We start from the raw sequence: 21,071 nt of genomic DNA, 5'->3' as shown, positions 1-21,071 counted from the left end.
CATTCACGGTGTTCCTCTCGATACGTTGCAGTGGTCGGAGCGGACACGAACGCACGGGGGCATGCGCAGGGTGCAGCCGGAGATCACTCCTTACGGACGAGGAGAAGGTCAGCTGCACACCGGCGAGCGATCTCGTCGAGGCACCGCTCGATCACGTACCGCTCGCCGGTCGGCTCAGTGGGAGGCGCCGGACGGCGCCGAGGGCAGGTACCCGGGCGCCCGCCAGGCGCCCAGCCGGTGCTCCACCGCCGCACCCAGGGACAGCAGTTCCGCGTCCTGCCGGTCACCGGCCATGAGGAGCAGCCCGACCGGCAGTTCGCCGACGAACCCGGCGGGTACGGACAGCGAGGGGTACCCGGCCACGGCGGCGGGGGTGGAGGAGGGGATCACGTCGTTGTCGCCCCGCGCGCAGTCGGTGGTCCACGCGGGCGGGTTCGCCGGGGAGGCGATGGCGTCCAGGTCGTGCGCGGCCATGACCTCGTCGATGGACCGCCGGGACAGGTCGGTCAGCTCCGCGCGCATCGCCAGGTACTCCGGATCGGTGGTCGGCGGTGCGGTCAGCGCCTGCTCGAACAGTTCCTGACCGGCGAAGCAGGTCTGTTCCTCAGGGTGCGTGCGGTTGAACTCGATCAGCTCGGCCAGGTCCCGCGGCCCGCCACGGGTGGCGAGGTAGGCGTCGATGTCCCGGTGGAACTCGCTCAGCAGGGCCGGGAACTCGAGCTCGCCGAGCCGCTCCTGGTACGGCATGCTCACCTCGACGACCTCGGCCCCCGCCGCGGTCAGCCGCTCGGCCGTGCGGGTCATGAGGGCGTCCACCTCGGTGCCGAGCGACGGCAGCCGCCACAGGCCGATCCGCTTGCCGCGCAGCGTGCCGGGACGGCCGGCCGCGTCCGTGAGGCTCGGCGCGTCGCCGTCGCGCACGGTGTCGCGGCCGCTGAGCACGGAAAGGGTGAGCGCGGTGTCGATCACGTTGCGCGCCATCGGGCCGGCCGTGTCCTGCTCGGCGGAGATCGGAACGACGCCCGACTGACTGACCACTCCCAGGCTGGGCTTGAGGCCGACCACGCCGTTCATCCCGGCGGGGCAGACGATGGAGCCGTCCGTCTCGGTCCCGATCGCCACCTGCGCCAGCGACGCGGCGAGCGCCGCGGCCGAACCAGAGGACGAGCCGCAGGGGTTGCGGTCCAGGACGTACGGGTTGTTCGTCTGGCCGCCCACCGCCGACCACCCCGACGTGGGCTTCGCCGCGCGGAAGTTGGCCCACTCGGACAGATTGGCCTTGCCCAGGATCACCGCACCGGCCGCCCGCAGCTTCTTCACCAGGTCGGCGTCGTCGGCCGGGGGGCTTCCGGCCAGCGCCAGCGACCCGGCGGTCGTCGGCATGTCGCGGGTGTTCACGTTGTCCTTGAGCAGGACGGGGATGCCGTCCAACGGGCCGCGGGACTTGCCGAGGCGATGCCTGAGGTCGCTCGCGGCCGCCTGGCGCAGGGCCGTCGGACTGGTGCGCAGCACCGCGTTGATCTTCGGGTCGACGGCCTTGATCCGCCGTAGATAGGCGAGGGTCAGCCGGAGCGAGGACAGGGACCCGCGGTTCATGCGCGCCTGAAGTTCCGGGATGGTCACCGTGTCGAGGTCGACTCCGCGGACGAGCGTCGACTCGGCGGATCGCGCCGAGTCGCCGGGCCCGGGTTCGGCGGCCTGAACCCGTTGGCCGGGCGCCGCCGCCACGAGGGGGACCACGACCAGGATTGCGGTCAGGGCCGCCATGCTTCTCTTCTTCATGGCGGACAGCCCACTACACGGGGCCGTGGTGCACAAGGGGTCACTTTCAGGCCGCAGTTGGGTCTTCGCCCGCCCCCTTGACGGTCCCCGCTCCTTCGCTAAGGTCTAGACCAACATGTGCAGGTCTAGACCTGCGATGCGGGAGTTGCCGTGTCGGCAACGTCGTACGGACGCCGGGGCAGGCTGGTTCGACGTGGACCGAAGGGAAACGTGATGTCATGCGCATGAAAAGGAGAGTCGCCGCCGCCGTGGGAGCGCTGGTCGCCCCCATGGTGGCGCTGAGCCTGCCGGCACCCACGGCGAGCGCCCACGGCTGGGTGGTCTCGCCGGGGAGCCGACAGGACCAGTGCGCCAACCGCGTGGTGCAGTGCGGGCCGATCAAGTGGGAGCCGGCGAGTGTCGAGGGCCCGAAGGGGCTGCGCAATTGCAGTGGCGGGGACGCCCGGTGGGCCGACCTGGACGACGACAGCAAGGGCTGGCGGGTCACACCGATCGGCACCACGCAGACCTTCACCTGGACCATCGAGGCGCGGCACGCGACCAGCAACTGGCAGTACTTCATCGGCAACCAGAAGATCGCCCAGTTCGACGGTCACGGCGCCCAGCCGCCCGCCTCGGTCAGTCACCAGCTGGACTTCACCGGGTTCAGCGGGCAGCAGAAGGTGCTCGCGGTCTGGAACATCGCGGACACCGCCAACGCGTTCTACGCCTGCATCGACGTCAACATCGGCGGCGGGAACGACGGCGGCGGGAACGACGGCGGCGGGGACGACGGCGGCGGCGATCAGCCGGGCGACTGCGTCGCGGGAGCCTGGAGCGCCGGCGGCGTCTACACCGGCGGAGAGACCGTCTCCCACGCCGGCCACACCTGGCGTGCCAAGTGGTGGGTGACGGGCGAGGAGCCCGGAACCACCGGCGAATGGGGCGTCTGGGAGGACCTCGGCGCCTGCTGAGCCGCCGCACCGCCCGAGCGCGACCGGCCGGCGTGCGCCCCGCGAGGGATGTGCGCCGGCCCTCGAACGGCCGGGCGAAGGTTCAGGACCGTCCCCAGGCGAGCCCCTCGAGCTCCTCGATGCCGTGGTTGAACTCGACCATCAGCGTGAGGAACTGCTGGGTGCGCTCCTCGTCCCAGCCCGCCGCCTGGATCAGCCGCGCGGCACCGGCCCGGCTGATGGCCCGGTCGGCCGCCAGCCGCTCCAGGCCCAGCGGGGTGGGCCGGAAGGTGCGGGCGCCGCCCTTGGTGGCGGCGTCGATGCGCTCGACCAGGCCGTGCCGCAGCATGGTGCTCATCTGCCGGTTGATGGTGGACACATCGGCCTGGAAGGTGTGCGCCAGCTCCTTGAGCGTGAGGGGGTCGCCCGTTTCCAGCCGGGTGAGCAGCACATAGGCCGATCGGTCGAGGCTCTGGCCGATGCGTGGGCCGCGGGACGCGATGAAGTGCCTCGACAGCAGGGTCAGCTCGCGTTCCAGGTCGTTCAGGCGCCGGTCCCGCCCGCTCGGCTCGGTCATGTCCTCCGTGCTCCCTCTCCGCCGCCCCATGTGTGTAACTTGCACATCATAGTCCGCGTCGCCGGAGGGCTGCGGGCAGGACTCAGGCCCGGTGGGAGTTGCGGGAGGTCGGTTCTGGAGTCGGGAGGGGGCTGGTGGCCGCGCGGGTGACGTCGCCGACCAGTTCGACGACGTCCGGGCCGTAGGCCTGCGAGTTGACCACCTTGAGCAGCAGCACGAAGGAGTTGTTGCCGTGCTTGCGGGCCAGCTTCTCGTGGTGCCGGGCGAGGTAGCGGGTGGCGGCCTGGTTGTTGATCGCGCGCTGGCCGCAGAACAGGAACGCGGGCCGGGCCTCGCGCCGGTCGCCGGCGGTGAGGCGGGCCAGCAGGACGTACTCCGTGACCCCCGCGTCCAGGCGGTAGCGTTCGCCGCCGATCTGGAAGGCGCCCCGGTCCGGTCCCGGTTCCGGGTCGATGTTCACCCGCACCCCGGGCAGCATCGCCGCCATGTGGGCGACCATGCGCCGGTTCGAGCCGGGACCGCCCACACAGAACTCCGTACGCTCGCCGAAGCCCTGGCCGACCATGTCCTGGGTGACCACCTGGATGTGCGCGCCGCAGTCCTTGACCAGCGCGGCGAGCTCGAGCAGCGCGAAGACGTCGAAGCGGTGGACCGCCGGTTCGGAGGCGGCCGGGTCGCGGTTGACGACGAGCAGCGACTCCGAACTTTCCGGCAGCCCGAAGAACGCCTGCTTGCGCCGGAGCTTGCGCTTCCACAGGTAGGTGCGGGCGAGCCAGCCCAGCGTGGCGCTGATGCCCGCCGCGACCACACCCAGGACGATGTTGCGTACGTCGTCAGTCATGGGCGCGCATGCTAGCGGGCGTCCGCGTACTCGTGTTCGACGGGCCGCGGTGGACGGGCTCCGTACGGGTGCGCCGCGCGCTTCCCTTGTGTTCCTGACGCGGCCATGACGATCAACTAAGCTGCCCGAACGGCCTTTCCCTGGAGGTGCGGATGCGTCGCCCTGTCGCACGGAATCTGACGGTCCTGGCGGTCTCGGCCGCCGTGGTGGTGTCGGTGGGAGCGGCGGCGCCGCCCACGCAACGGAGCGGGCCCACGGACCGGAACGGGCCCGCCGACCGGGGCAGGCCCACCGCGCCCAAGGTTCCCGTCGCCGTCGGCTACGGCGGCGCGGTCTCCAGCGTCGACCGGGACGCCTCCGCCGCCGGCATCGAGGTGCTCCGCAAGGGCGGGAACGCCGTCGACGCCGCCGTGGCCACCGCCGCGGCCCTCGGTGTCACCGAGCCCTACTCCGCCGGTGTCGGCGGCGGCGGCTACTTCGTCTACTACGACGCCGGGTCCCGCACCGTGCGCACCGTCGACGGCCGCGAGACCGCACCGCTCACCGCCGACGAGAAGCTCTTCACGGAGAACGGCGAGCCGCTCGCCTTCGCCGACGCCGTCACCAGCGGCCTCGCCGTCGGCACCCCGGGCACCCCGGCCACCTGGCAGACCGCCCTGGACCGGTGGGGCAGCCGCCCGCTCTCCTCGGTCCTGAAGCCCGCCGAACGGCTCGCCCGGCACGGCTTCACCGTCGACGAGACCTTCCGCTCCCAGACCGCCTCCAACGAGCAGCGCTTCCGCTACTTCCCGGACACCGCCGAACTGTTCCTGCCCGGGGGCGAGTTGCCGGTCGTCGGCTCCACGTTCAAGAACCCCGACCTGGCGCGCACGTACAGGGAGCTGGGCCGCGAGGGTGTCGGCGCGATCTACCACGGCGAACTCGGCGAGGACATCGTCGACACCGTCAACGAGCCGCCCGTCGACCCGGAGTCCGGCTGGAACGCCCGCCCCGGCGACCTGTCCGCCAAGGACCTCGCCGCCTACCGGGCCAAGCTCCAGGCGCCGACGAAGACCGGCTACCGCGGCCTGAACGTGTACTCCATCGCCCCGTCCTCCTCCGGCGGCACCACGGTCGGCGAGGCCCTCAACATCCTGGAGCGCACCGACCTCTCCGCCGCGGACAAGGCCGGCTACCTGCACCGCTACATCGAGGCCAGCCGTATCGCGTTCGCCGACCGGGGCCGCTGGGTCGGCGACCCCGCCTTCGAGGACGTACCGGCGAAGGAGCTGCTGTCCCAGCGGTACGCCGACTCCCGTGAGTGCCTGATCAAGGACGACGCGGCGCTCACCAGCCCGCTGGCCCCCGGCGACCCGAGGCACCCGGCCGACTGCGCGGGCGGCGGCACGGCGGCGCCGACGACGTACGAGGGCGAGAACACCACGCACCTCACGGTGGCCGACAAGTGGGGGAACGTCGTCGCCTACACGCTCACCATCGAGCAGACCGGCGGCAGCGGCATCACCGTGCCCGGCCGGGGCTTCCTGCTCAACAACGAGCTGACGGACTTCTCCTTCGCCCCGGCCAACCCGGCCGTCCACGACCCGAACCTGCCGGGGCCCGGCAAGCGCCCCCGCTCCTCGATCGCGCCGACGATCGTCCTGGACCGCCACCACAAGCCGGTCGTGGCCCTCGGCTCGCCCGGCGGCGCCACCATCATCACCACCGTGCTCCAGACCCTCACCGGCTTCGTCGACCGCGGACTCCCGCTCGTCGACGCGATCGCAGCGCCGCGCGCCAGCCAGCGCAACGCCGCACAGACCGAACTCGAACCCGGCCTCTACGACAGCGCCGTACGGGCGGAGCTGGAGGCCCTCGGGCACTCCTTCAAGCTCAACCCCGAGATCGGCGCCGCGACCGCGGTGCAGCGGCTGCCGCACGGCAAGTGGCTGGCCGCCGCCGAGAAGGTACGGCGCGGCGGCGGCTCGGCGATGGTGGTCGAACCGGTGCGCGGCAGGTAGTCACAGCTCGGGGACGGGCCGCTCGGGCGTCCGGAACGCCAGCCGCCCGTCCTCGACGTCGACCGTCACCCGGCCGCCCTCCGCGACCCGGCCGTCGAGGAGCAGCCGGGACAGTTCGTTGTCCACCTCGCGCTGGATGGTGCGGCGCAGCGGGCGGGCGCCGTACTCGGGCTGGTAGCCGCGCTCGGCGAGCCAGTCCACGGCCGCGTCGGTGAACTCGACGGTGATGCCCTGCGCGCGCACCATGCGGCGGGTCTGGTCGAGGAGCAGGCTGGTGATCTGCCGCAACTGCTCGCCGCTGAGCTGGCGGAAGACGACGATCTCGTCGACACGGTTGAGGAACTCGGGCCGGAAGTGCTCGCGCAGCGGGCGCAGCACCTGCTCGCGCCGCGCCTCCTCGTCCGCCTCCGCGCCGCCCGAGCCGAAGCCGATGCCCGCGCCGCGCCGGGTGATCACGTCCGAGCCCAGGTTGCTGGTCATCACGACGACCGCGTTGGAGAAGTCGACCGTGCGGCCCTGCGAGTCGGTCAGCCGCCCGTCGTCCAGGACCTGGAGCAGGATGTTGAAGACGTCCGGGTGCGCCTTCTCCACCTCGTCCAGCAGGAGCAGCGAGTACGGGTGGCGGCGCACCACCTCGGTGAGCTGACCGGCCTCCTCGTGCCCGACGTAGCCGGGCGGGGCGCCGACCAGGCGGCTGACGGTGTGGCGCTCCTGGTACTCGCTCATGTCGAGGCGGACCATCCGGTCCTCGCTGCCGAACAGCGCCTCGGCCAGCGCCCGGGCCAGTTCCGTCTTGCCGACGCCGGTCGGGCCGAGGAAGAGGAAGCTGCCGATGGGCCGGTCGGGGCTGGACAGCCCGGCGCGCGAGCGCAGCACGGCGTCGGAGACGACCCGGACCGCCTCGTCCTGGCCGACCACCCGCTCGTGCAGGTGGGACTCCAGGCCCAGCAGGCGGTCCTTCTCCTCCTGGGTGAGGCTGCTGACCGGGATGCCGGTCTGCCGGGACACCACCTCGGCGATGGACTCGGTGTCCACGACCAGGTCGAGTCCCTCGTCGGCCTGACCGTCGCCGGTGGCCTCGGCGATCCGCTGCTTCAGCTCGACGATCCGGTCGCGCAGCTGCGTGGCCTGCTCGTACTGCTCGTCGGCGACCGCCTGGTCCTTGTCCCGGACCAGCTGGTCGACCTCCCGCTCCAGGGCCCGTACGTCGGTGCCCTTGGTGCGCGACTGGAGCCGGACCCGGGCGCCCGCCTGGTCGATCAGGTCGATGGCCTTGTCGGGCAGCCGCCGGTCGGTGAGGTAGCGGTCGGACATCTCCACGGCCGCGACCAGCGCCTCGTCGGTGTAGCGGACCTGGTGGTGGGCCTCGTAGCGGTCGCGCAGGCCGCGCAGGATCTCGATGGCGTCGGGGACGGTGGGCTCCGGCACCAGGATCGGCTGGAAGCGCCGGGCGAGGGCCGCGTCCTTCTCGATCCTGCGGTACTCCTCCAGCGTGGTGGCGCCCACGATGTGCAGCTCGCCGCGGGCCAGGGCCGGCTTGAGGATGTTCCCGGCGTCCATCGATCCGCCCTCGCCGCCACCGCCGGCGCCGACGACCGTGTGCAGCTCGTCGATGAAGATGATCAGCTGGTCGGAGTGGGCGCGGATCTCGCCCACGATGTTGTTCATCCGCTCCTCGAAGTCGCCCCGGTAGCGGGTTCCGGCGACCACACCGGTCAGGTCGAGGGCGACCACCCGCCGTCCCACCAGCACGTCGGGCACGTCGCCGTCGGTGATGCGCTGGGCGAGGCCCTCCACGACGGCGGTCTTGCCGACACCGGCGTCACCGATCAGCACGGGGTTGTTCTTGCCGCGCCGGGAGAGCACCTCGACGGTCTGCTCGATCTCCTCCTCGCGGCCGATCACCGGGTCGATCCGCCCCTGCTGGGCCAGGTCGGTGAGGTCGCGGCCGTACTTGTCGAGGGTCGGCGTGTTGGTGGTCCGGGCGCTCTCGGTGCGGGCCTTCGCGGCCTCCGGCGACTCCGTGGGCATGCTGGACGGCGCGAACCGGGCCGCGTTCAGGATGTGCCCGGCGGCCGAGTCCGGGTTGGCGGCCAGGGCGCTGAGCACGTGCTCCGGGCCGATGTACCCGGTGCCGGTGGAGCGGGCCAGCTCGTGCGCGTCCAGCAGGGCGCGCTTGACGGCCGGGGTGAGCGAGAGCGACGTGGGCGGCGGGACCTCGCCCGGGGGGTGCTGCACCGGGCCGGTCCGCTCGTCGATCTGCGACGCCAGCGAGTCGGGGTCGGCGCCGGCCCGGCTGAGCAGCCCCCGGGTCGGCTCGGTGGAGAGCGCGGCCCGCAGCAGGTGCTCGGTGTCCAGGTCCCGGCTGCCGTGCTCGGCGGCGTACTGGGCGGCGCCGCGCACCAGCTCACGGGCGGGCTGGCTGAGCAGCCGGCCGATGTCGATCTGCCGGGGCCTGGGCCCGCCGAAGAAGCGTGCCAGGAATTCCGCGAACGGGTCGCCCTCCGGGCCCATGTAGCCGCTGGTCATCGTGTCCGGACCTCCGCTGCATCGCTGATCGACGTGCCGGGGCCGGGTAACCCGGACGGGGCGCGGTCATGCCCAACATGACACGTTCTGTTCCCGCGGGCATGCCGGGAAGCCGGGCGGACGGAGGGCCTCGCGCGGGGGTCGTCCGGCGGCTCAGAGCCCGTCCCGCGACGTCAGCACGCGCGGACCGCTCTCCGTGATGGCCACGGTGTGCTCCACGTGCGCGGCCCGGGAGCCGTCGTTCGTGCGCAGGGTCCAGCCGTCGGGAGCCGCGTGGTAGTCGTCCCGGCCGCCTGCGGTCAGCATGGGCTCGATGGCGATGACCATGCCGTGCCGCAGCGGGAGCCCGCGCCCGGGACGGCCCTCGTTGGGCACTCCCGGGTCCTCGTGCATGTGCCGGCCGATGCCGTGGCCGCCGAAGTCCTCCATGATCCCGTAGCCCGCCGACCGGCACACGGTGCCGATGGCGTGGGCGATGTCGCCGATGCGGTTGCCGACGACGGCCGCCCCGATGCCCGCGTCGAGTGCCCGCTCCGCGGTCTCGATCAGCGCCAGGTCGGCCGGTCGCGGGGTGCCCACGACGAGGCTGAGCGCAGAGTCGCCCGCCCAGCCGTCCAGGAGGGCGCCGCAGTCGACGGAGAGCAGGTCCCCGTCGCGCAGCCGGTAGCCGTCCGGGATGCCGTGCACGATCGCGTCGTTCACCGACGCGCAGATGACGCCCGGGAAGGGGGTCGGCGCGAAGGAGGGCCGGTACCCGAGGAACGGCGAGCCCGCGCCCGCCTCCCGCAGTACCTCGTGCGCCACCGCGTCCAGCTCCAGCAGGGACACCCCCACGCCCGCCGCCTGCCGTACGGCGGTCAGGGCCCGCGCGACGACCTGTCCGGCCGCGTGCATGGCGTCGATCGATGAGTCCGTCTTCAGTTCCACCATGCCAATTACTATACCGGTATTTGAATTGGGTTAGCGCAACCGCGCGACCGTGTGCCGCATGGGGGCCCGGTACGGGAAGCCGGTATTAGAATGACGCCATGGTACGCACCCCTCTGACCCCCGAAGAGCGCGAGCGCGGCGAGCGGCTCGGCCGCCTGCTCCGCGCGGCCCGCGGCGAACGGAGCATGACGGCGGTCGCCGCCCAGGCCGGCATCTCCGCCGAGACCCTGCGCAAGATCGAGACCGGCCGGGCCCCCACCCCGGCGTTCTTCACCGTGGCCGCGCTGGCCGGAGCGCTGGGGCTGTCCATGGACGAGCTGGTGGGCAGGTGCGCGCCCGTGCCGGCCTGAGCCACCCGCCCGCGACGGGACCGGGCGCCCGCACTCACCCACCGGAGTGCGAAACGTGATCGACACCGCGCCTTGACGACGATGGTCTTGGCAAGCCCCTCCGGCCAGGCTTACGTTCGTCCCTCTACGGCCTGCTCTACGGGCGTAGAGGCTCTGACGTCGTGTCGAAGGAGCAGCTCATGGCCAACGTCGTACGTGCCGCTCTCGTCCAGGCCACCTGGACCGGCGACACCGAGTCCATGGTGGCGAAACACGAGGAGCACGCCCGCGAGGCCGCCCGGCGGGGCGCCAAGGTCATCGGGTTCCAGGAAGTCTTCAACGCCCCCTACTTCTGCCAGGTCCAGGACCCCGAGCACTACCGCTGGGCCGAACCGGTCCCCGACGGACCCACGACCCGCCGCATGCGGGCACTGGCCCGCGAGACCGGCATGGTGATCGTCGTCCCCGTCTTCGAGGTCGAGCAGTCCGGCTTCTACTACAACACCGCCGCCGTGATCGACGCCGACGGCACCGTCCTCGGCACCTACCGCAAGCACCACATCCCGCAGGTCAAGGGCTTCTGGGAGAAGTTCTACTTCCGCCCCGGCAACCTGGGCTGGCCGGTCTTCGACACCGCCGTCGGCAAGGTCGGCGTCTACATCTGCTACGACCGGCACTTCCCCGAGGGCTGGCGCCAGCTCGGCCTCGGCGGCGCCCAGCTCGTCTACAACCCGTCCGCCACCCACCGCGGCCTCTCCGCCCACCTGTGGCAGCTGGAGCAGCCCGCCGCGGCCGTCGCCAACGAGTACTTCGTCGCCGCCATCAACCGGGTCGGCGTCGAGGAGTACGGGGACAACGACTTCTACGGCACGTCGTACTTCGTCGACCCGCGCGGGCAGTTCGTCGGCGAGACGGCCAGCGACACCAAGGAGGAACTGGTCGTCCGCGACCTGGACTTCGACCTCATCGACGAGGTGCGGCAGCAGTGGGCCTTCTACCGCGACCGCCGCCCCGACGCCTACGAGGGGCTGGTGCGGCCGTGACCCGTGACCTCTTCGCCCGCCACCGCGCCGTCCTGCCCGACTGGCTCGCCCTCTACTACGAGGACCCGCTGGAGATCACCCACGGCGAGGGCCGCCACGTGTGGGACGCGGCCGGCCACAAGTACCTCGACTTCTTCGGCGGCATCCTCACCACGATGACCGCGCACGCCCTGCCCGAGGTCACCAAGGCCGTCGCCGAGCAGGCCGGTCGGATCGTCCACTCCTCGACCCTCTACCTCAACCGGCCGATGGTCGAACTCGCCGAACGCGTCGCCCAGCTGTCCGGCATCCCCGACGCCCGCGTCTTCTTCACCACCTCCGGCACCGAGGCCAACGACACCGCCCTGCTGCTCGCCACCGCGTACCGGCGCAGCAACGCGATCCTGGCGATGCGCAACAGCTACCACGGCCGCTCCTTCAGTGCCGTCGGCATCACCGGCAACCGCGGCTGGTCCCCGACCTCCCTGTCCCCGCTCCAGACCCTCTACGTGCACGGCGGCGTCCGCACCCGCGGCCCCTACGCCCACCTGGACGACCGGGACTTCACCGACGCCTGCGTCGCCGACCTCGAGGACCTGCTCGGCCACACCCGCGCCCCCGCCGCCCTGATCGCCGAACCCGTCCAGGGCGTCGGCGGCTTCACCTCCCCGCCGGACGGCCTGTACGCCGCCTTCCGCGAGGTGCTGCACGAGCGGGGCATCCTGTGGATCTCCGACGAGGTGCAGACCGGTTGGGGCCGCACCGGCGACCACTTCTGGGGCTGGCAGGCGCACGGCAGGAACGGCCCGCCCGACATCGTCACCTTCGCCAAGGGCATCGGCAACGGCATGTCGATCGGCGGTGTCGTCGCCCGCGCCGAGATCATGAACTGCCTGGACGCCAACAGCATCTCCACGTTCGGCGGCACCCAGGTCACCATGGCGGCCGGTCTCGCCAACCTCAACCACCTCCTGGAACACGACCTCCAGGGCAACGCGCGGCGCGTCGGCGGACTGCTCATCGAACGGCTGCGCGCCGTCGCCGCCCAGGTGCCGCACGTACGGGAGGTGCGCGGGCGCGGGCTGATGATCGGCGTCGAGCTGGCCCGGCCCGGCACCGACGAGGCGGACCCCGAGGCGGCGTCCACCGTCCTCGAGGAGGCCCGCGCCGGCGGGCTGCTGGTCGGCAAGGGCGGCGGTCACAGCACCAGCGTTTTGCGCGTCGCCCCGCCGATGTCCCTCACCGTCGCGGAGGCCGAGGAGGGCGCCGCGATCCTCGAACGCGCCCTGCGCAGCATCTGACCGCCGCGTGGCCGAGCCCCAGGAGGCGCCGCCATGACCACCACCTCGCCGATCCCGCCCCCGCGACCCGGCCAGCCCTGGGAGCCCGCCCTGTCGGTCCGTCAGGTCCTCGGCCTCGAACGGGTGCGGGCGGGGCAGCCCGAGGTGGTGGCCGGCGCCCACCGGCTCGACCGGCCCGTGCGCTGGGTGCACGTCGCCGAGGCCGCCGACGTCGGCGTGATGCTCAGCGGCGGCGAGATGGTCCTCACCACCGGTGTGCTGCTCGCCGGTGACGAGGCCCGGCAGGGCGAGTACGTCCGCTCCCTGGACCGCGCCGAGGCCGCCGCCGTCGTGCTCGGCCTCGGCCGCGCCTTCCCCGCGCCGCCCGACGTGATGCGCAGGGCGGCCGAGCGCTGCGGGCTGCCCATGGTCGTCCTGCACCGGCCCTTCCCCTTCGCGGAACTGACCGAGGAGGTGCAGTCCCGGCTGCTGCGGCGCAAGTTCGCCGCCGTCAGCCTCTCCGAGGCCGTGCGCACCGAACTGACCGGCCTGATCACCGCGGGTGCCCCCGTGCAGCGCCTGCTCGACGAGGTGGCCCGGCACGCCGGCTGCCCGGTCGTCGTCACCAACCTCGCCCACCGCGTCCTCGGCACGGCGGGGGAGCGGGCGGCCGTCGACGACGTACTGCGCGACTGGGAGCGCATCGCCCGGCAGGCCGGTGCCGCGTCGGCCGACGGCTGGATCCGCACCGAACTGAGCTGCCGCGGGGAACGCTGGGGGCGCCTGGTGCTGTGCGGCTTCCGGGGCGAACGGGCCGCCGGGCGGCTGCTCGCCGACCGCGCGGCCGAGGGCCTCGTCCTGCACCGCATGCTCGCCGGTGACGGCACCCACGGCCAGGGCACCGGGGGCCCCGGTGGTCCGGGAGGCCCCGGGGACTCGTGGGACTCCTGGGAGGAGCAGTCCGCGCGGAGCCTGCTCACCGACCTCGTCACCGGGGCCGTCCCCGCGCGGCAACTGCTGCCCCGGGCGCGCGCCGCGGGGCTGCCCGTCAACCGGCGCGTCTTCGTCCCCCTCGTCGTCCGCGAACGCGAGCCGGCCCGCGCCGCCCGGGTGCTGCGCCGCCTTGGACTGCCCGGCATCGCCGCCCGGCTCGCCGACGACCACGTCGCCGTCCTGCTCAGCCTCGCCCCCGACCAGGACGCCAGGGCGCTCACGGCCCACTTCGCCACCCGGCTGCGTGCGGAACCGGACAACTCCCGCGCCGTGGTCGCGGCGGCCGACGCCCGCGCCGACTGGACCGACGTCCCAGCCGGCCTGCGCGAGGCCCAGCACGTCGCCGACGCCGTCGCCGACTCCGCGACCGCCGCCCTGGACCTGCCACCCGTCGTGCGGCTGCGCGACATCCACCTGCGCGGCCTGGTGCGGCTGCTGCGCGACGACCCGCACGTGCAGTCCTTCGCCGAACGCGAGCTGGACGGACTGCTGCGCGGCCCCGACGAGGACCTGCTGTCCGTCCTGCGCACCTACCTCGCCACCGGACGCAACAAGTCCCGCACCGCCCAGCTCCACCACGTCTCCCGGCCCGCCCTCTACCGGCGCCTCGAAGCCATACAGGGCCGGCTCGGCGTCGACCTCGACGACTTCGAGCAGGCCGCCTCCGTCCACATCGCGCTCCTCGCCCACGACGCACAACAGGGGTGACACCGTGCAATGCCCGACCCCCGCAGACGTGACACCGTGCCACTCATTCCGGCCGGCCGCCGTCCCTAGTCTCGCCGTACACCGAGCGCCACACCGAGCGAGTGGAGGCCGAAGATGAGCCGAGTGATCCGTGCCGCGCTCTTCCAGACCGCCTGGACGGGCGACAAGGAATCGATGATCCAGGTCCACGAGCAGGCGGTGCGCGACGCCGCCGCCCAGGGCGCACAGGTCATGTGCTTCCAGGAGCTGTTCTACGGACCGTACTTCTGCCAGGTCCAGGACCCCGAGTTCTACGCCTATGCCGAACGCGTCCCGGACGGCCCGATCGTGGAGCGCTTCCAGCGCCTGGCCCGCGAACACGGCATCGTCCTGGTGCTTCCCATGTACGAGGAGGAGCAGCCCGGCGTCCTCTACAACACCGCCGCCGTCATCGACGCCGACGGCTCCTACCTCGGCAAGTACCGCAAGACGCACATCCCCCAGGTGCGGGGCTTCTGGGAGAAGTTCTACTTCCGCCCCGGGAACAGCGGCTGGCCGGTCTTCGACACCGCCGTCGGCAAGGTCGGCGTGTACATCTGCTACGACCGGCACTTCCCGGAGGGCTGGCGGGCGCTGGGCCTCGAAGGCGCCGAGATCGTCTTCAACCCGTCGGCCACCTCGCGCGGCCTGTCCGGCTACCTGTGGCAGCTGGAACAGCCGGCGGCCGCCGTCGCCAACGAGTACTTCGTCGGCGCCATCAACCGCGTCGGCGTCGAGGAACTGGGCGACAACGACTTCTACGGCACCTCGTACTTCGTCGACCCCGAGGCCCAGTTCGTCGGCGAGGTGGCGAGCGACAAGGAGACCGAACTCGTCGTCCGGGACCTCGACATGGGCAAGCTGCGCGAGGTCCGCGACCGCTGGCAGTTCTACCGCGACCGCGCGCCGGGGTCATATGAACCACTGACGGCTCCGTAGACGACCTGAGGGGCGCGGGGCCGTGCTCGATTGCGGCTACCGCCGCGCGGGCGCGACCAGCCCCCGACCACCGTCACTCACCCACAACGAGGAGCGACCCCATGAGCCGTACGGCAATTCGCGGCGGCCTCGTCGTCACCGCGTCCGACGAGATCCACGCCGACGTCCTGATCGAGGACGGCCGCGTCGCCGCCCTCGCCGCGACCGGCACCCCGGCGGCCGAGGCGTTCACGGCCGAGCGGGTGATAGACGCGAGCGGCAAGTACGTCGTCCCGGGCGGCGTCGACGGGCACACCCACATGGAGATGCCCTTCGGCGGCACTTACGCCGCCGACACCTTCGAGACCGGCACCCGGGCCGCCGCCTGGGGCGGCACGACCACGATCGTCGACTTCGCCATCCAGAGCGTCGGGCACTCCCTGCGCTCCGGCCTGGACGCCTGGCACGCCAAGGCGGAGGGCAACTGCGCGATCGACTACGCCTTCCACATGATCGTCTCCGACGTCAACGAGAAGACGCTCAAGGAGATGGACCTGCTGGTGGAGGAGGGGGTGACCTCCTTCAAGCAGTTCATGGCGTACCCCGGTGTCTTCTACTCCGACGACGGCCAGATCCTGCGCGCCATGCAGCGCGCCGCCGAGAACGGCGGCCTGATCATGATGCACGCGGAGAACGGCATCGCGATCGACGTCCTCGTGGAGCAGGCGCTCGCCCGGGGCGAGACCGACCCGCGCTTCCACGGCGAGGTCCGCAAGGCGCTGCTGGAGGCGGAGGCGACGCACCGCGCGATCCGGCTCGCCCAGGTCGCCGGGGCGCCGCTGTACGTCGTGCACGTCTCGGCGACGGAAGCGGTGGCCGAGCTGACCCGGGCCCGTGACGAGGGCCTGCCCGTCTTCGGCGAGACCTGCCCCCAGTACCTGTTCCTGTCCACCGACAACCTCGCCGAGCCCGGCTTCGAGGGCGCCAAGTACGTGTGCAGCACGCCGCTCAGGCCGAGGGAACACCAGGCCGCGCTGTGGCGGGGCCTGCGCACCAACGACCTCCAGGTGGTCTCCACCGACCACTGCCCCTTCTGCTTCAGCGGGCAGAAGGAGCTGGGCCGGGGCGACTTCTCAAAGATCCCCAACGGGATGCCGGGCGTCGAGAACCGCATGGACCTGCTCCACCAGGCCGTCGTCGACGGGCACATCAGCCGCCGCCGCTGGATCGAGATCGCCTGCGCCACCCCGGCCCGGATGTTCGGCCTGTACCCGAAGAAGGGCACCATCGCGCCCGGCGCCGACGCCGACATCGTCGTCTACGACCCGCACGCCGAACAGGTCATCTCCGCCGAGACCCACCACATGAACGTCGACTACTCGGCGTACGAGGGCCGGCGGATCACCGGCCGGGTGGAGACCGTGCTCTCGCGCGGCGAACCGGTCGTCACCGAGCGGGAGTACACCGGACGCAAGGGCCACGGCGTCTACACCCCGCGCGCCACCTGTCAGTACCTCAACTAGCAACGAGGAGCGGTGCCCATGGACTTCGGACTCGTCCTGCAGACCGACCCGCCGGCCTCCCGCGTCGTGGACCTGATGAAACGGGCCGAGCACAACGGCTTCAGCCACGGCTGGACCTTCGACTCCGCCGTGCTGTGGCAGGAACCGTTCGTGATCTACAGCCAGATCCTGGCCCACACCAGCACCCTGAAGATCGGCCCGATGGTCACCAACCCGGGCACCCGCACCTGGGAGGTGACCGCCTCCACCTTCGCCACCCTCAACGACATGTTCGGCAACCGCACCGTCTGCGGCATCGGCCGCGGCGACTCCGCGATGCGGGTGGCCGGACGCAAGCCCAACACCCTCGCCCGCATAAGCGAGGCGATCAGGGTCATCCGCGCGCTGGGCAGGGGAGAGGAGGCCGACCTGGGCGGCGGCACCGTCGTCCGGTTCCCCTGGACCAGGCCCGGCGCCGAAGTCCCCGTGTGGATGGCGGCGTACGGGCCCAAGGCGCTGAAGATGACCGGCGAGGAGGCCGACGGCTTCATCCTCCAGCTCGCCGACCTCTACCTCACCGAGTACATGGTCAAGGCCGTCCGGGACGCCGCCGAGGCCGCCGGACGCGACCCCTCGGACGTGACGGTCTGCGTCGCCGCCCCGGCCTACGTCACCGCCGACGACTCGCCCGAGGCCCTCGCCCACGCCCGCGAGCAGTGCCGCTGGTTCGGCGGCATGGTCGGCAACCACGTCGCCGACCTGGTCGCCAAGTACGGCGCCCACACCGGTGCCGTCCCCGACGAACTCACCGACTACATCAAGGCCCGCGAGGGCTACGACTACGCCCACCACGGGCGCAGCGGCAACCCGGACACGCAGTTCGTGCCGGACGAGATCGTCGACCGGTTCTGCCTGATCGGACCGGTCGAGAAGCACATCGAGAAGCTGACCGCCCTGCGCGCCCTCGGCGTCGACCAGTTCGCGCTGTACGACATGCACGACGCGCAGGAAGCCGTGATCGACACCTACGGCACGAAGGTCATCCCGGCCGTCAACGCGTGACCCACCCCTGCCCGCCCCGCACGACGGGGCGGGCACCAGGGCGCAGCACCCGCGCACCCCCCTCGGCACCGCCCGCACGGCCTCTCCCGTCCCACCGCATGATTGGCCTGCCCATGACCGACACCGCGCCCACGGCCATACCGCCGTCCGCCCAAGTCACCCTCCCCGACGGGCGTGTGGAGCTCGCCCCCGGCTCCCCGCCGCCGAGCGGCCCCTACGCCAACGAGGACCTGCTGCCCGTCCCCGTCGAGGGGCGCACCTGGACCACGTACAACTTCTCCGCCCTGTGGGTCGGCATGGCCCACAACACGGCCTCGTGGACGCTCGCCTCCGGTCTCATCGCGGTCGGCATGGACTGGAAGCAGGCGGTGTTCACCATCGCCCTGGCCAACCTGATCGTCCTCGCCCCGATGCTGCTCACCGGGCACGCCGGACCCAGGTACGGCATCCCCTTCCCGGTCTTCGCCCGCGCCTCCTTCGGTATCCGGGGCGCCAACCTGCCCGCCGTCGTACGGGCGTTGGTGGCCTGCGGCTGGTTCGGCATCCAGACCTGGATCGGCGGCGAGGCGATCTACTTCCTGGCCGGCAAACTGATCGGCGACGGCTGGACGAACGCGGGAACCTTCGGCGGCCACGCCTGGACCATGTGGCTGTCCTTCGCGATCTTCTGGGCGCTCCAGGTCGCCATCATCTACCGGGGCATGGAGACCATCCGCCGCTTCGAGAACTGGGCGGCGCCCTTCGTCCTCGTCGGCGCCTTCGTGATGCTGTGGTGGATGGCGGACAAGGCGGGCGGCTTCGGCCCGCTCTTCGACCAGCCCTCGAAGCTGGGCTGGGGCGGCGACTTCTGGAAGCTGTTCTGGCCCTCCCTGATGGGCATGATCGGCTTCTGGTCCACGCTGTCCCTCAACATCCCCGACTTCACCCGCTACGGGAAGAGCCAGAAGGCCCAGACCCGCGGCCAGGCCCTCGGCCTGCCGACGACGATGACGCTGTTCGCCTTCCTCTCCGTGATGGTCACCTCCGGCTCGCAGGCCGTCTACGGCGAACCGATCTGGGACCCGGTCCAGCTCGCCGCGAAGACCGACAACGTGGTCGGCCTGCTCTTCGCCCTGGTGACCGTGCTCGTGGCGACCCTGTCCGTCAACATCGCCGCCAACCTGGTCTCCCCGGCCTTCGACTTCTCCAACGTCGCGCCGCGCAAGGTCAGTTTCCGGGCGGGCGCGCTCATCACGTCCGTCCTGGCCGTGCTGATCTTCCCCTGGAAGCTGTACTCCGACCCGCAGGGCTACATCTTCACCTGGCTCGGCCTGGTCGGCGGACTGCTCGGCACGGTGGCCGGCATCCTCATCGCCGACTACTGGATCCTGCGCCGCGCCCGGCTGCACCTGGTCGACCTGTACCGCCGGGGCGGCCGCTACTGGTACGGCGGAGGCTGGAACTGGCGTGCGGTCCTCGCGTTCGCCGTCGGCGGCGTCCTGGCCATCGGCGGCGCGGACTTCCACCCCCTGGTCGACGGCCGCCCCGTACCGTTCCTCGAACCGCTGGCCGACTACGGCTGGGCGGTGGGCCTGGGCACGTCCCTGATCCTCTACCTGGCCCTGATGCTGCTGCCCGTCACCCGGCCCGGTGCCGAGGCGGCCGGAGCGGACCCGGCCCGCTCCGCGGGCACCTCCTAGCCGTCCTGCAAGGCGGCCACGGCCTCCTTGGCCGCCTTGATGGCGCCCTTGTTGATCTCGGTCGTAGCGGGGGCCTTCTTCGACTCGAAGTCGCTGCCGTTGTAGGTGATCACCACCAGGGCGTTGGCGGCGCGGACCAGCACGGTGCCCTCGCGGGTCTGCTGCTTGTCCTCGGTGGTGAGGTTCACGACGGAGTAGGCGCTGTCGCCGAGACCCGGGACGTCACCGCCGCCGCTGCGGTCGGCGACGCGCTCCTTGTACGACTTCTGCGCCGCCTCGTCCGTCTCCATCACCTCGAAGGAGACGTCGAGCCATCGGTAGTCGTATCCCTTCAGCGCGTTCCAGGAACAGGTGCGGCGCACCTTGGTGTCCGTGGACGGGATCTCCTTGCCGTCCGCCTTCGCGCCCGGCACCAGCGAGGTGACCGTCTTCCCGGCCAGCGCCTCGCAGGGCGCCGGAGCGGCGGCGTACGTCTTCGTCGCCGCCTCGGTCGCCGGGGCGGACGCCGATCTGCTGGTGGTGTCGGGCGCCGGCGTCCTGTCCTTCGCGGCCGGTGAGGTGTCCGGCCCGGACGACATGGCCCAGCCCGCCGTGGCGAGCACGGCGACCGGCGCCAGCCGGGCGGTCAGGGCGAGCGGCAGAGGAAGAGAACGCAAGGCGCACTTCTCGTGGGGGATGGTGCGGAGGGGGCCCGCACGGCGGACGGGACGCCAGTCTCACACGAGTCCCCGTGGGGCGGAAGGGCGAACTCGCTGCGTGGCCGGGCGGTGACGCAGACGAAGGAGCGGCGCCGCCTCCGGCCCGGCGAGCCGTCCGGCGGGCAGGGGACGGCCCGGGTAGCGCGACAGCAGGAAGTCGGCGGCGTCCCGGACCGCGTCGGAACCGGGCTCCCGGCGGGAGCCGGTGACGACGGTCATGAGGTCTCCCGATCGGCGGGCCGAGCGGCCGGGGCGGTCAGGGCCCTCTCGATGCGGTCCACGGCGGCGAACGCGCCGTACGCGACGAGGTGCACCAGGCAGTGGTCGGTGTGCTCCGGCCGGCGCCAGGCCGCCACGTCCGCGTCCGTCATCCGGTACGGCGCGAGCGCGGCCAGCAGCGCCAGCCGGGCACCGGGCCGGTCCCGCCGGTCCGGGAACGGGTCCGGAGTCAGGGGCGGGTGCGACCCGTCCCAGTCCCGCAGGGTGGCGCGTACGAGATCCTGGTCGTCGGCGTCCAGGAGACCGGCGCCCATCGGGGCCGTGGCGCTCAGCGCCGCGTACGCCGGGCCGACCGGTGTCCCCGCCGCCCACGCCGGTCCCCGGCCGGGGTCGTCCAGCAGGGGAAGGGAGGCGCCGGGCACGGCGGTTCGGCGCACGGTGCGGGACAGCGTCCGGCCCGCCAGGCTCCGCACCGGGCGCAGACGTTGCGCGCCGCCCGGCAGCAGCGTCTCGGTCACCAGGGACGACACGACGCGGTTGATGAAGTGGAAGGCCAGCACGGTGCCGAGGTAGCCGGGAGCCTCCTCGGGAGGGAACGGGTGGGGTTCGCGCGCCGTTCCCGGAACGCGGGTGCGGCGGGCCCAGTCGAGCACGCGCGCGTGCCGCTCGTCGGCCGGCTCCTGGCCCCGGGCCAGCCGCTCGGCCAGGGCGTGGTCGCCGGTGGCGTGCAGCAGCATGGTGTGCGCGTCCACGCAGAACCGGCACCTGTTGGCCTCGGACACCCCGAAGGCGGCGACCTCCTTCCCGGTCCGGTCGCCGGGGCCGGCGAGCAGGGACTCGCGCATCAGCGCCCAGGCGGGGGCGACCAGCACGGGTGCGGAGGAGAGGACCACGAACGGGGCGGGCTCGGGAATGCCGAAGTCCCGCGCGGCCTGTGCGTAGACCTCGGCGACGCGGCCGGTGGCCGCCTTCGGCGGCAGCGGTTCGGTGTGACGGAAGGGTGTGGGCATGGACAGCAGCGTGCGCCACCGGGGCGCCCGAAGTCGTCGTAC

At 72.3% G+C, this 21,071-nt stretch carries 18 protein-coding genes; 10 read left to right on the top strand and 8 right to left on the bottom strand.

What is annotated here, in order from left to right; genetic code table 11:
- Nucleotides 1–174 precede the first annotated feature (174 nt).
- Complete coding sequence (locus OHA99_RS05535) at nucleotides 175–1,782, bottom strand: amidase family protein (protein ID WP_405694472.1); 1,608 nt, start codon at nucleotides 1,780–1,782, stop codon at nucleotides 175–177.
- Between the two features lie 218 nt (nucleotides 1,783–2,000).
- Here OHA99_RS05535 and OHA99_RS05530 point away from each other — a divergent pair, with 218 nt between their 5' ends.
- Nucleotides 2,001–2,735 (top strand): lytic polysaccharide monooxygenase, encoded by a 735-nt coding sequence (locus tag OHA99_RS05530; protein ID WP_153177129.1) that lies wholly within the window; start codon nucleotides 2,001–2,003, stop codon nucleotides 2,733–2,735.
- 82 nt (nucleotides 2,736–2,817) lie between these two features.
- Here the strand turns inward: OHA99_RS05530 and OHA99_RS05525 are convergent, their stop codons facing one another.
- On the bottom strand, nucleotides 2,818–3,291 hold the full coding sequence (locus tag OHA99_RS05525; RefSeq protein ID WP_153177128.1) for a MarR family winged helix-turn-helix transcriptional regulator: 474 nt from the start codon (nucleotides 3,289–3,291) through the stop codon (nucleotides 2,818–2,820).
- Nucleotides 3,292–3,373: 82 nt separating this feature from the next.
- Nucleotides 3,374–4,132, bottom strand: coding sequence for a hypothetical protein (locus OHA99_RS05520; RefSeq protein ID WP_165684217.1), 759 nt, complete (start codon nucleotides 4,130–4,132; stop codon nucleotides 3,374–3,376).
- A 152-nt stretch (nucleotides 4,133–4,284) separates the two neighbouring features.
- Between OHA99_RS05520 and ggt the strand changes: the two genes are divergently transcribed.
- Nucleotides 4,285–6,132: a gamma-glutamyltransferase gene (gene ggt / locus OHA99_RS05515; protein WP_405694470.1), complete on the top strand. Its 1,848-nt coding sequence runs from the start codon at nucleotides 4,285–4,287 to the stop codon at nucleotides 6,130–6,132.
- Here the strand turns inward: ggt and OHA99_RS05510 are convergent, their stop codons facing one another.
- Nucleotides 6,133–8,661, bottom strand: a complete 2,529-nt coding sequence (locus OHA99_RS05510; protein WP_405694467.1) for an ATP-dependent Clp protease ATP-binding subunit — start codon at nucleotides 8,659–8,661, stop codon at nucleotides 6,133–6,135.
- Between the two features lie 153 nt (nucleotides 8,662–8,814).
- Nucleotides 8,815–9,591 (bottom strand): type I methionyl aminopeptidase, encoded by a 777-nt coding sequence (map, locus tag OHA99_RS05505; RefSeq protein WP_164382068.1) that lies wholly within the window; start codon nucleotides 9,589–9,591, stop codon nucleotides 8,815–8,817.
- Between the two features lie 98 nt (nucleotides 9,592–9,689).
- Between map and OHA99_RS05500 the strand changes: the two genes are divergently transcribed.
- From OHA99_RS05500 to OHA99_RS05465, 8 genes are all read left to right on the top strand, one after another.
- The gene (locus tag OHA99_RS05500; protein WP_115745036.1) at nucleotides 9,690–9,941 is read left to right on the top strand and encodes a helix-turn-helix domain-containing protein; all 252 of its coding nucleotides are present in this window, start codon (nucleotides 9,690–9,692) and stop codon (nucleotides 9,939–9,941) included.
- 179 nt (nucleotides 9,942–10,120) lie between these two features.
- Complete coding sequence (locus OHA99_RS05495) at nucleotides 10,121–10,963, top strand: nitrilase-related carbon-nitrogen hydrolase (protein WP_087788949.1); 843 nt, start codon at nucleotides 10,121–10,123, stop codon at nucleotides 10,961–10,963.
- Nucleotides 10,960–12,243, top strand: a complete 1,284-nt coding sequence (locus OHA99_RS05490; RefSeq protein WP_153177122.1) for an aspartate aminotransferase family protein — start codon at nucleotides 10,960–10,962, stop codon at nucleotides 12,241–12,243. The genes OHA99_RS05495 and OHA99_RS05490 overlap by 4 nt, the downstream gene beginning before the upstream one ends.
- 33 nt (nucleotides 12,244–12,276) lie before the next feature.
- Nucleotides 12,277–13,923 (top strand): PucR family transcriptional regulator, encoded by a 1,647-nt coding sequence (locus OHA99_RS05485; protein ID WP_405694463.1) that lies wholly within the window; start codon nucleotides 12,277–12,279, stop codon nucleotides 13,921–13,923.
- Nucleotides 13,924–14,037: 114 nt separating this feature from the next.
- Nucleotides 14,038–14,880, top strand: a complete 843-nt coding sequence (locus OHA99_RS05480; protein ID WP_153177120.1) for a nitrilase-related carbon-nitrogen hydrolase — start codon at nucleotides 14,038–14,040, stop codon at nucleotides 14,878–14,880.
- 101 nt (nucleotides 14,881–14,981) lie between these two features.
- A complete protein-coding gene (hydA, locus tag OHA99_RS05475) occupies nucleotides 14,982–16,382 on the top strand; it encodes a dihydropyrimidinase (protein WP_153177119.1) in 1,401 nt (466 codons plus the stop codon).
- Between the two features lie 18 nt (nucleotides 16,383–16,400).
- Entirely contained in the window at nucleotides 16,401–17,423 is a 1,023-nt protein-coding gene (locus OHA99_RS05470) for a TIGR03842 family LLM class F420-dependent oxidoreductase (RefSeq protein ID WP_153177118.1), read from the top strand.
- A gap of 113 nt (nucleotides 17,424–17,536) precedes the next feature.
- Nucleotides 17,537–19,102 (top strand): NCS1 family nucleobase:cation symporter-1, encoded by a 1,566-nt coding sequence (locus OHA99_RS05465; protein WP_405694458.1) that lies wholly within the window; start codon nucleotides 17,537–17,539, stop codon nucleotides 19,100–19,102.
- Here the strand turns inward: OHA99_RS05465 and OHA99_RS05460 are convergent.
- The 3 genes from OHA99_RS05460 to OHA99_RS05450 are packed head-to-tail and all read right to left on the bottom strand — an operon-like array spanning nucleotide 19,099 to nucleotide 21,029.
- The gene (locus OHA99_RS05460) at nucleotides 19,099–19,758 is read right to left on the bottom strand and encodes a hypothetical protein (RefSeq protein ID WP_054101400.1); all 660 of its coding nucleotides are present in this window, start codon (nucleotides 19,756–19,758) and stop codon (nucleotides 19,099–19,101) included. The genes OHA99_RS05465 and OHA99_RS05460 overlap by 4 nt on opposite strands.
- A gap of 60 nt (nucleotides 19,759–19,818) precedes the next feature.
- Entirely contained in the window at nucleotides 19,819–20,019 is a 201-nt protein-coding gene (locus OHA99_RS05455; protein WP_153177116.1) for a hypothetical protein, read from the bottom strand.
- Nucleotides 20,016–21,029 carry a carboxymuconolactone decarboxylase family protein gene (locus OHA99_RS05450; RefSeq protein ID WP_405694455.1) on the bottom strand — a complete coding sequence of 338 codons (1,014 nt, stop codon included), beginning with the start codon at nucleotides 21,027–21,029 and terminating at the stop codon, nucleotides 20,016–20,018. Before OHA99_RS05450 ends, OHA99_RS05455 begins: the two co-directional genes overlap by 4 nt.
- Between the last annotated feature and the right edge of the window lie 42 nt (nucleotides 21,030–21,071).

The sequence above is a fragment of the Streptomyces coelicoflavus genome (assembly GCF_045041415.1).
Taxonomy (GTDB): domain Bacteria; phylum Actinomycetota; class Actinomycetes; order Streptomycetales; family Streptomycetaceae; genus Streptomyces; species Streptomyces coelicoflavus.
This window is presented reverse-complemented; position numbering and strand designations above follow the sequence as displayed.

Excerpts from the sequence above, each read along its gene's own strand:
- OHA99_RS05535 (WP_405694472.1), bottom strand. The coding sequence starts at position 1,782 with ATGAAGAAGAGAAGCATGGCGGCCCTGACCGCAATCCTGGTCGTGGTC.
- OHA99_RS05530 (WP_153177129.1), top strand. The coding sequence starts at position 2,001 with ATGCGCATGAAAAGGAGAGTCGCCGCCGCCGTGGGAGCGCTGGTCGCC.
- OHA99_RS05525 (WP_153177128.1), bottom strand. The coding sequence starts at position 3,291 with ATGACCGAGCCGAGCGGGCGGGACCGGCGCCTGAACGACCTGGAACGC.
- OHA99_RS05520 (WP_165684217.1), bottom strand. The coding sequence starts at position 4,132 with ATGACTGACGACGTACGCAACATCGTCCTGGGTGTGGTCGCGGCGGGC.
- ggt (WP_405694470.1), top strand. The coding sequence starts at position 4,285 with ATGCGTCGCCCTGTCGCACGGAATCTGACGGTCCTGGCGGTCTCGGCC.
- OHA99_RS05510 (WP_405694467.1), bottom strand. The coding sequence starts at position 8,661 with ATGACCAGCGGCTACATGGGCCCGGAGGGCGACCCGTTCGCGGAATTC.
- map (WP_164382068.1), bottom strand. The coding sequence starts at position 9,591 with ATGGTGGAACTGAAGACGGACTCATCGATCGACGCCATGCACGCGGCC.
- OHA99_RS05500 (WP_115745036.1), top strand. The coding sequence starts at position 9,690 with ATGGTACGCACCCCTCTGACCCCCGAAGAGCGCGAGCGCGGCGAGCGG.
- OHA99_RS05495 (WP_087788949.1), top strand. The coding sequence starts at position 10,121 with ATGGCCAACGTCGTACGTGCCGCTCTCGTCCAGGCCACCTGGACCGGC.
- OHA99_RS05485 (WP_405694463.1), top strand. The coding sequence starts at position 12,277 with ATGACCACCACCTCGCCGATCCCGCCCCCGCGACCCGGCCAGCCCTGG.
- OHA99_RS05480 (WP_153177120.1), top strand. The coding sequence starts at position 14,038 with ATGAGCCGAGTGATCCGTGCCGCGCTCTTCCAGACCGCCTGGACGGGC.
- hydA (WP_153177119.1), top strand. The coding sequence starts at position 14,982 with ATGAGCCGTACGGCAATTCGCGGCGGCCTCGTCGTCACCGCGTCCGAC.
- OHA99_RS05470 (WP_153177118.1), top strand. The coding sequence starts at position 16,401 with ATGGACTTCGGACTCGTCCTGCAGACCGACCCGCCGGCCTCCCGCGTC.
- OHA99_RS05465 (WP_405694458.1), top strand. The coding sequence starts at position 17,537 with ATGACCGACACCGCGCCCACGGCCATACCGCCGTCCGCCCAAGTCACC.
- OHA99_RS05455 (WP_153177116.1), bottom strand. The coding sequence starts at position 20,019 with ATGACCGTCGTCACCGGCTCCCGCCGGGAGCCCGGTTCCGACGCGGTC.
- OHA99_RS05450 (WP_405694455.1), bottom strand. The coding sequence starts at position 21,029 with ATGCCCACACCCTTCCGTCACACCGAACCGCTGCCGCCGAAGGCGGCC.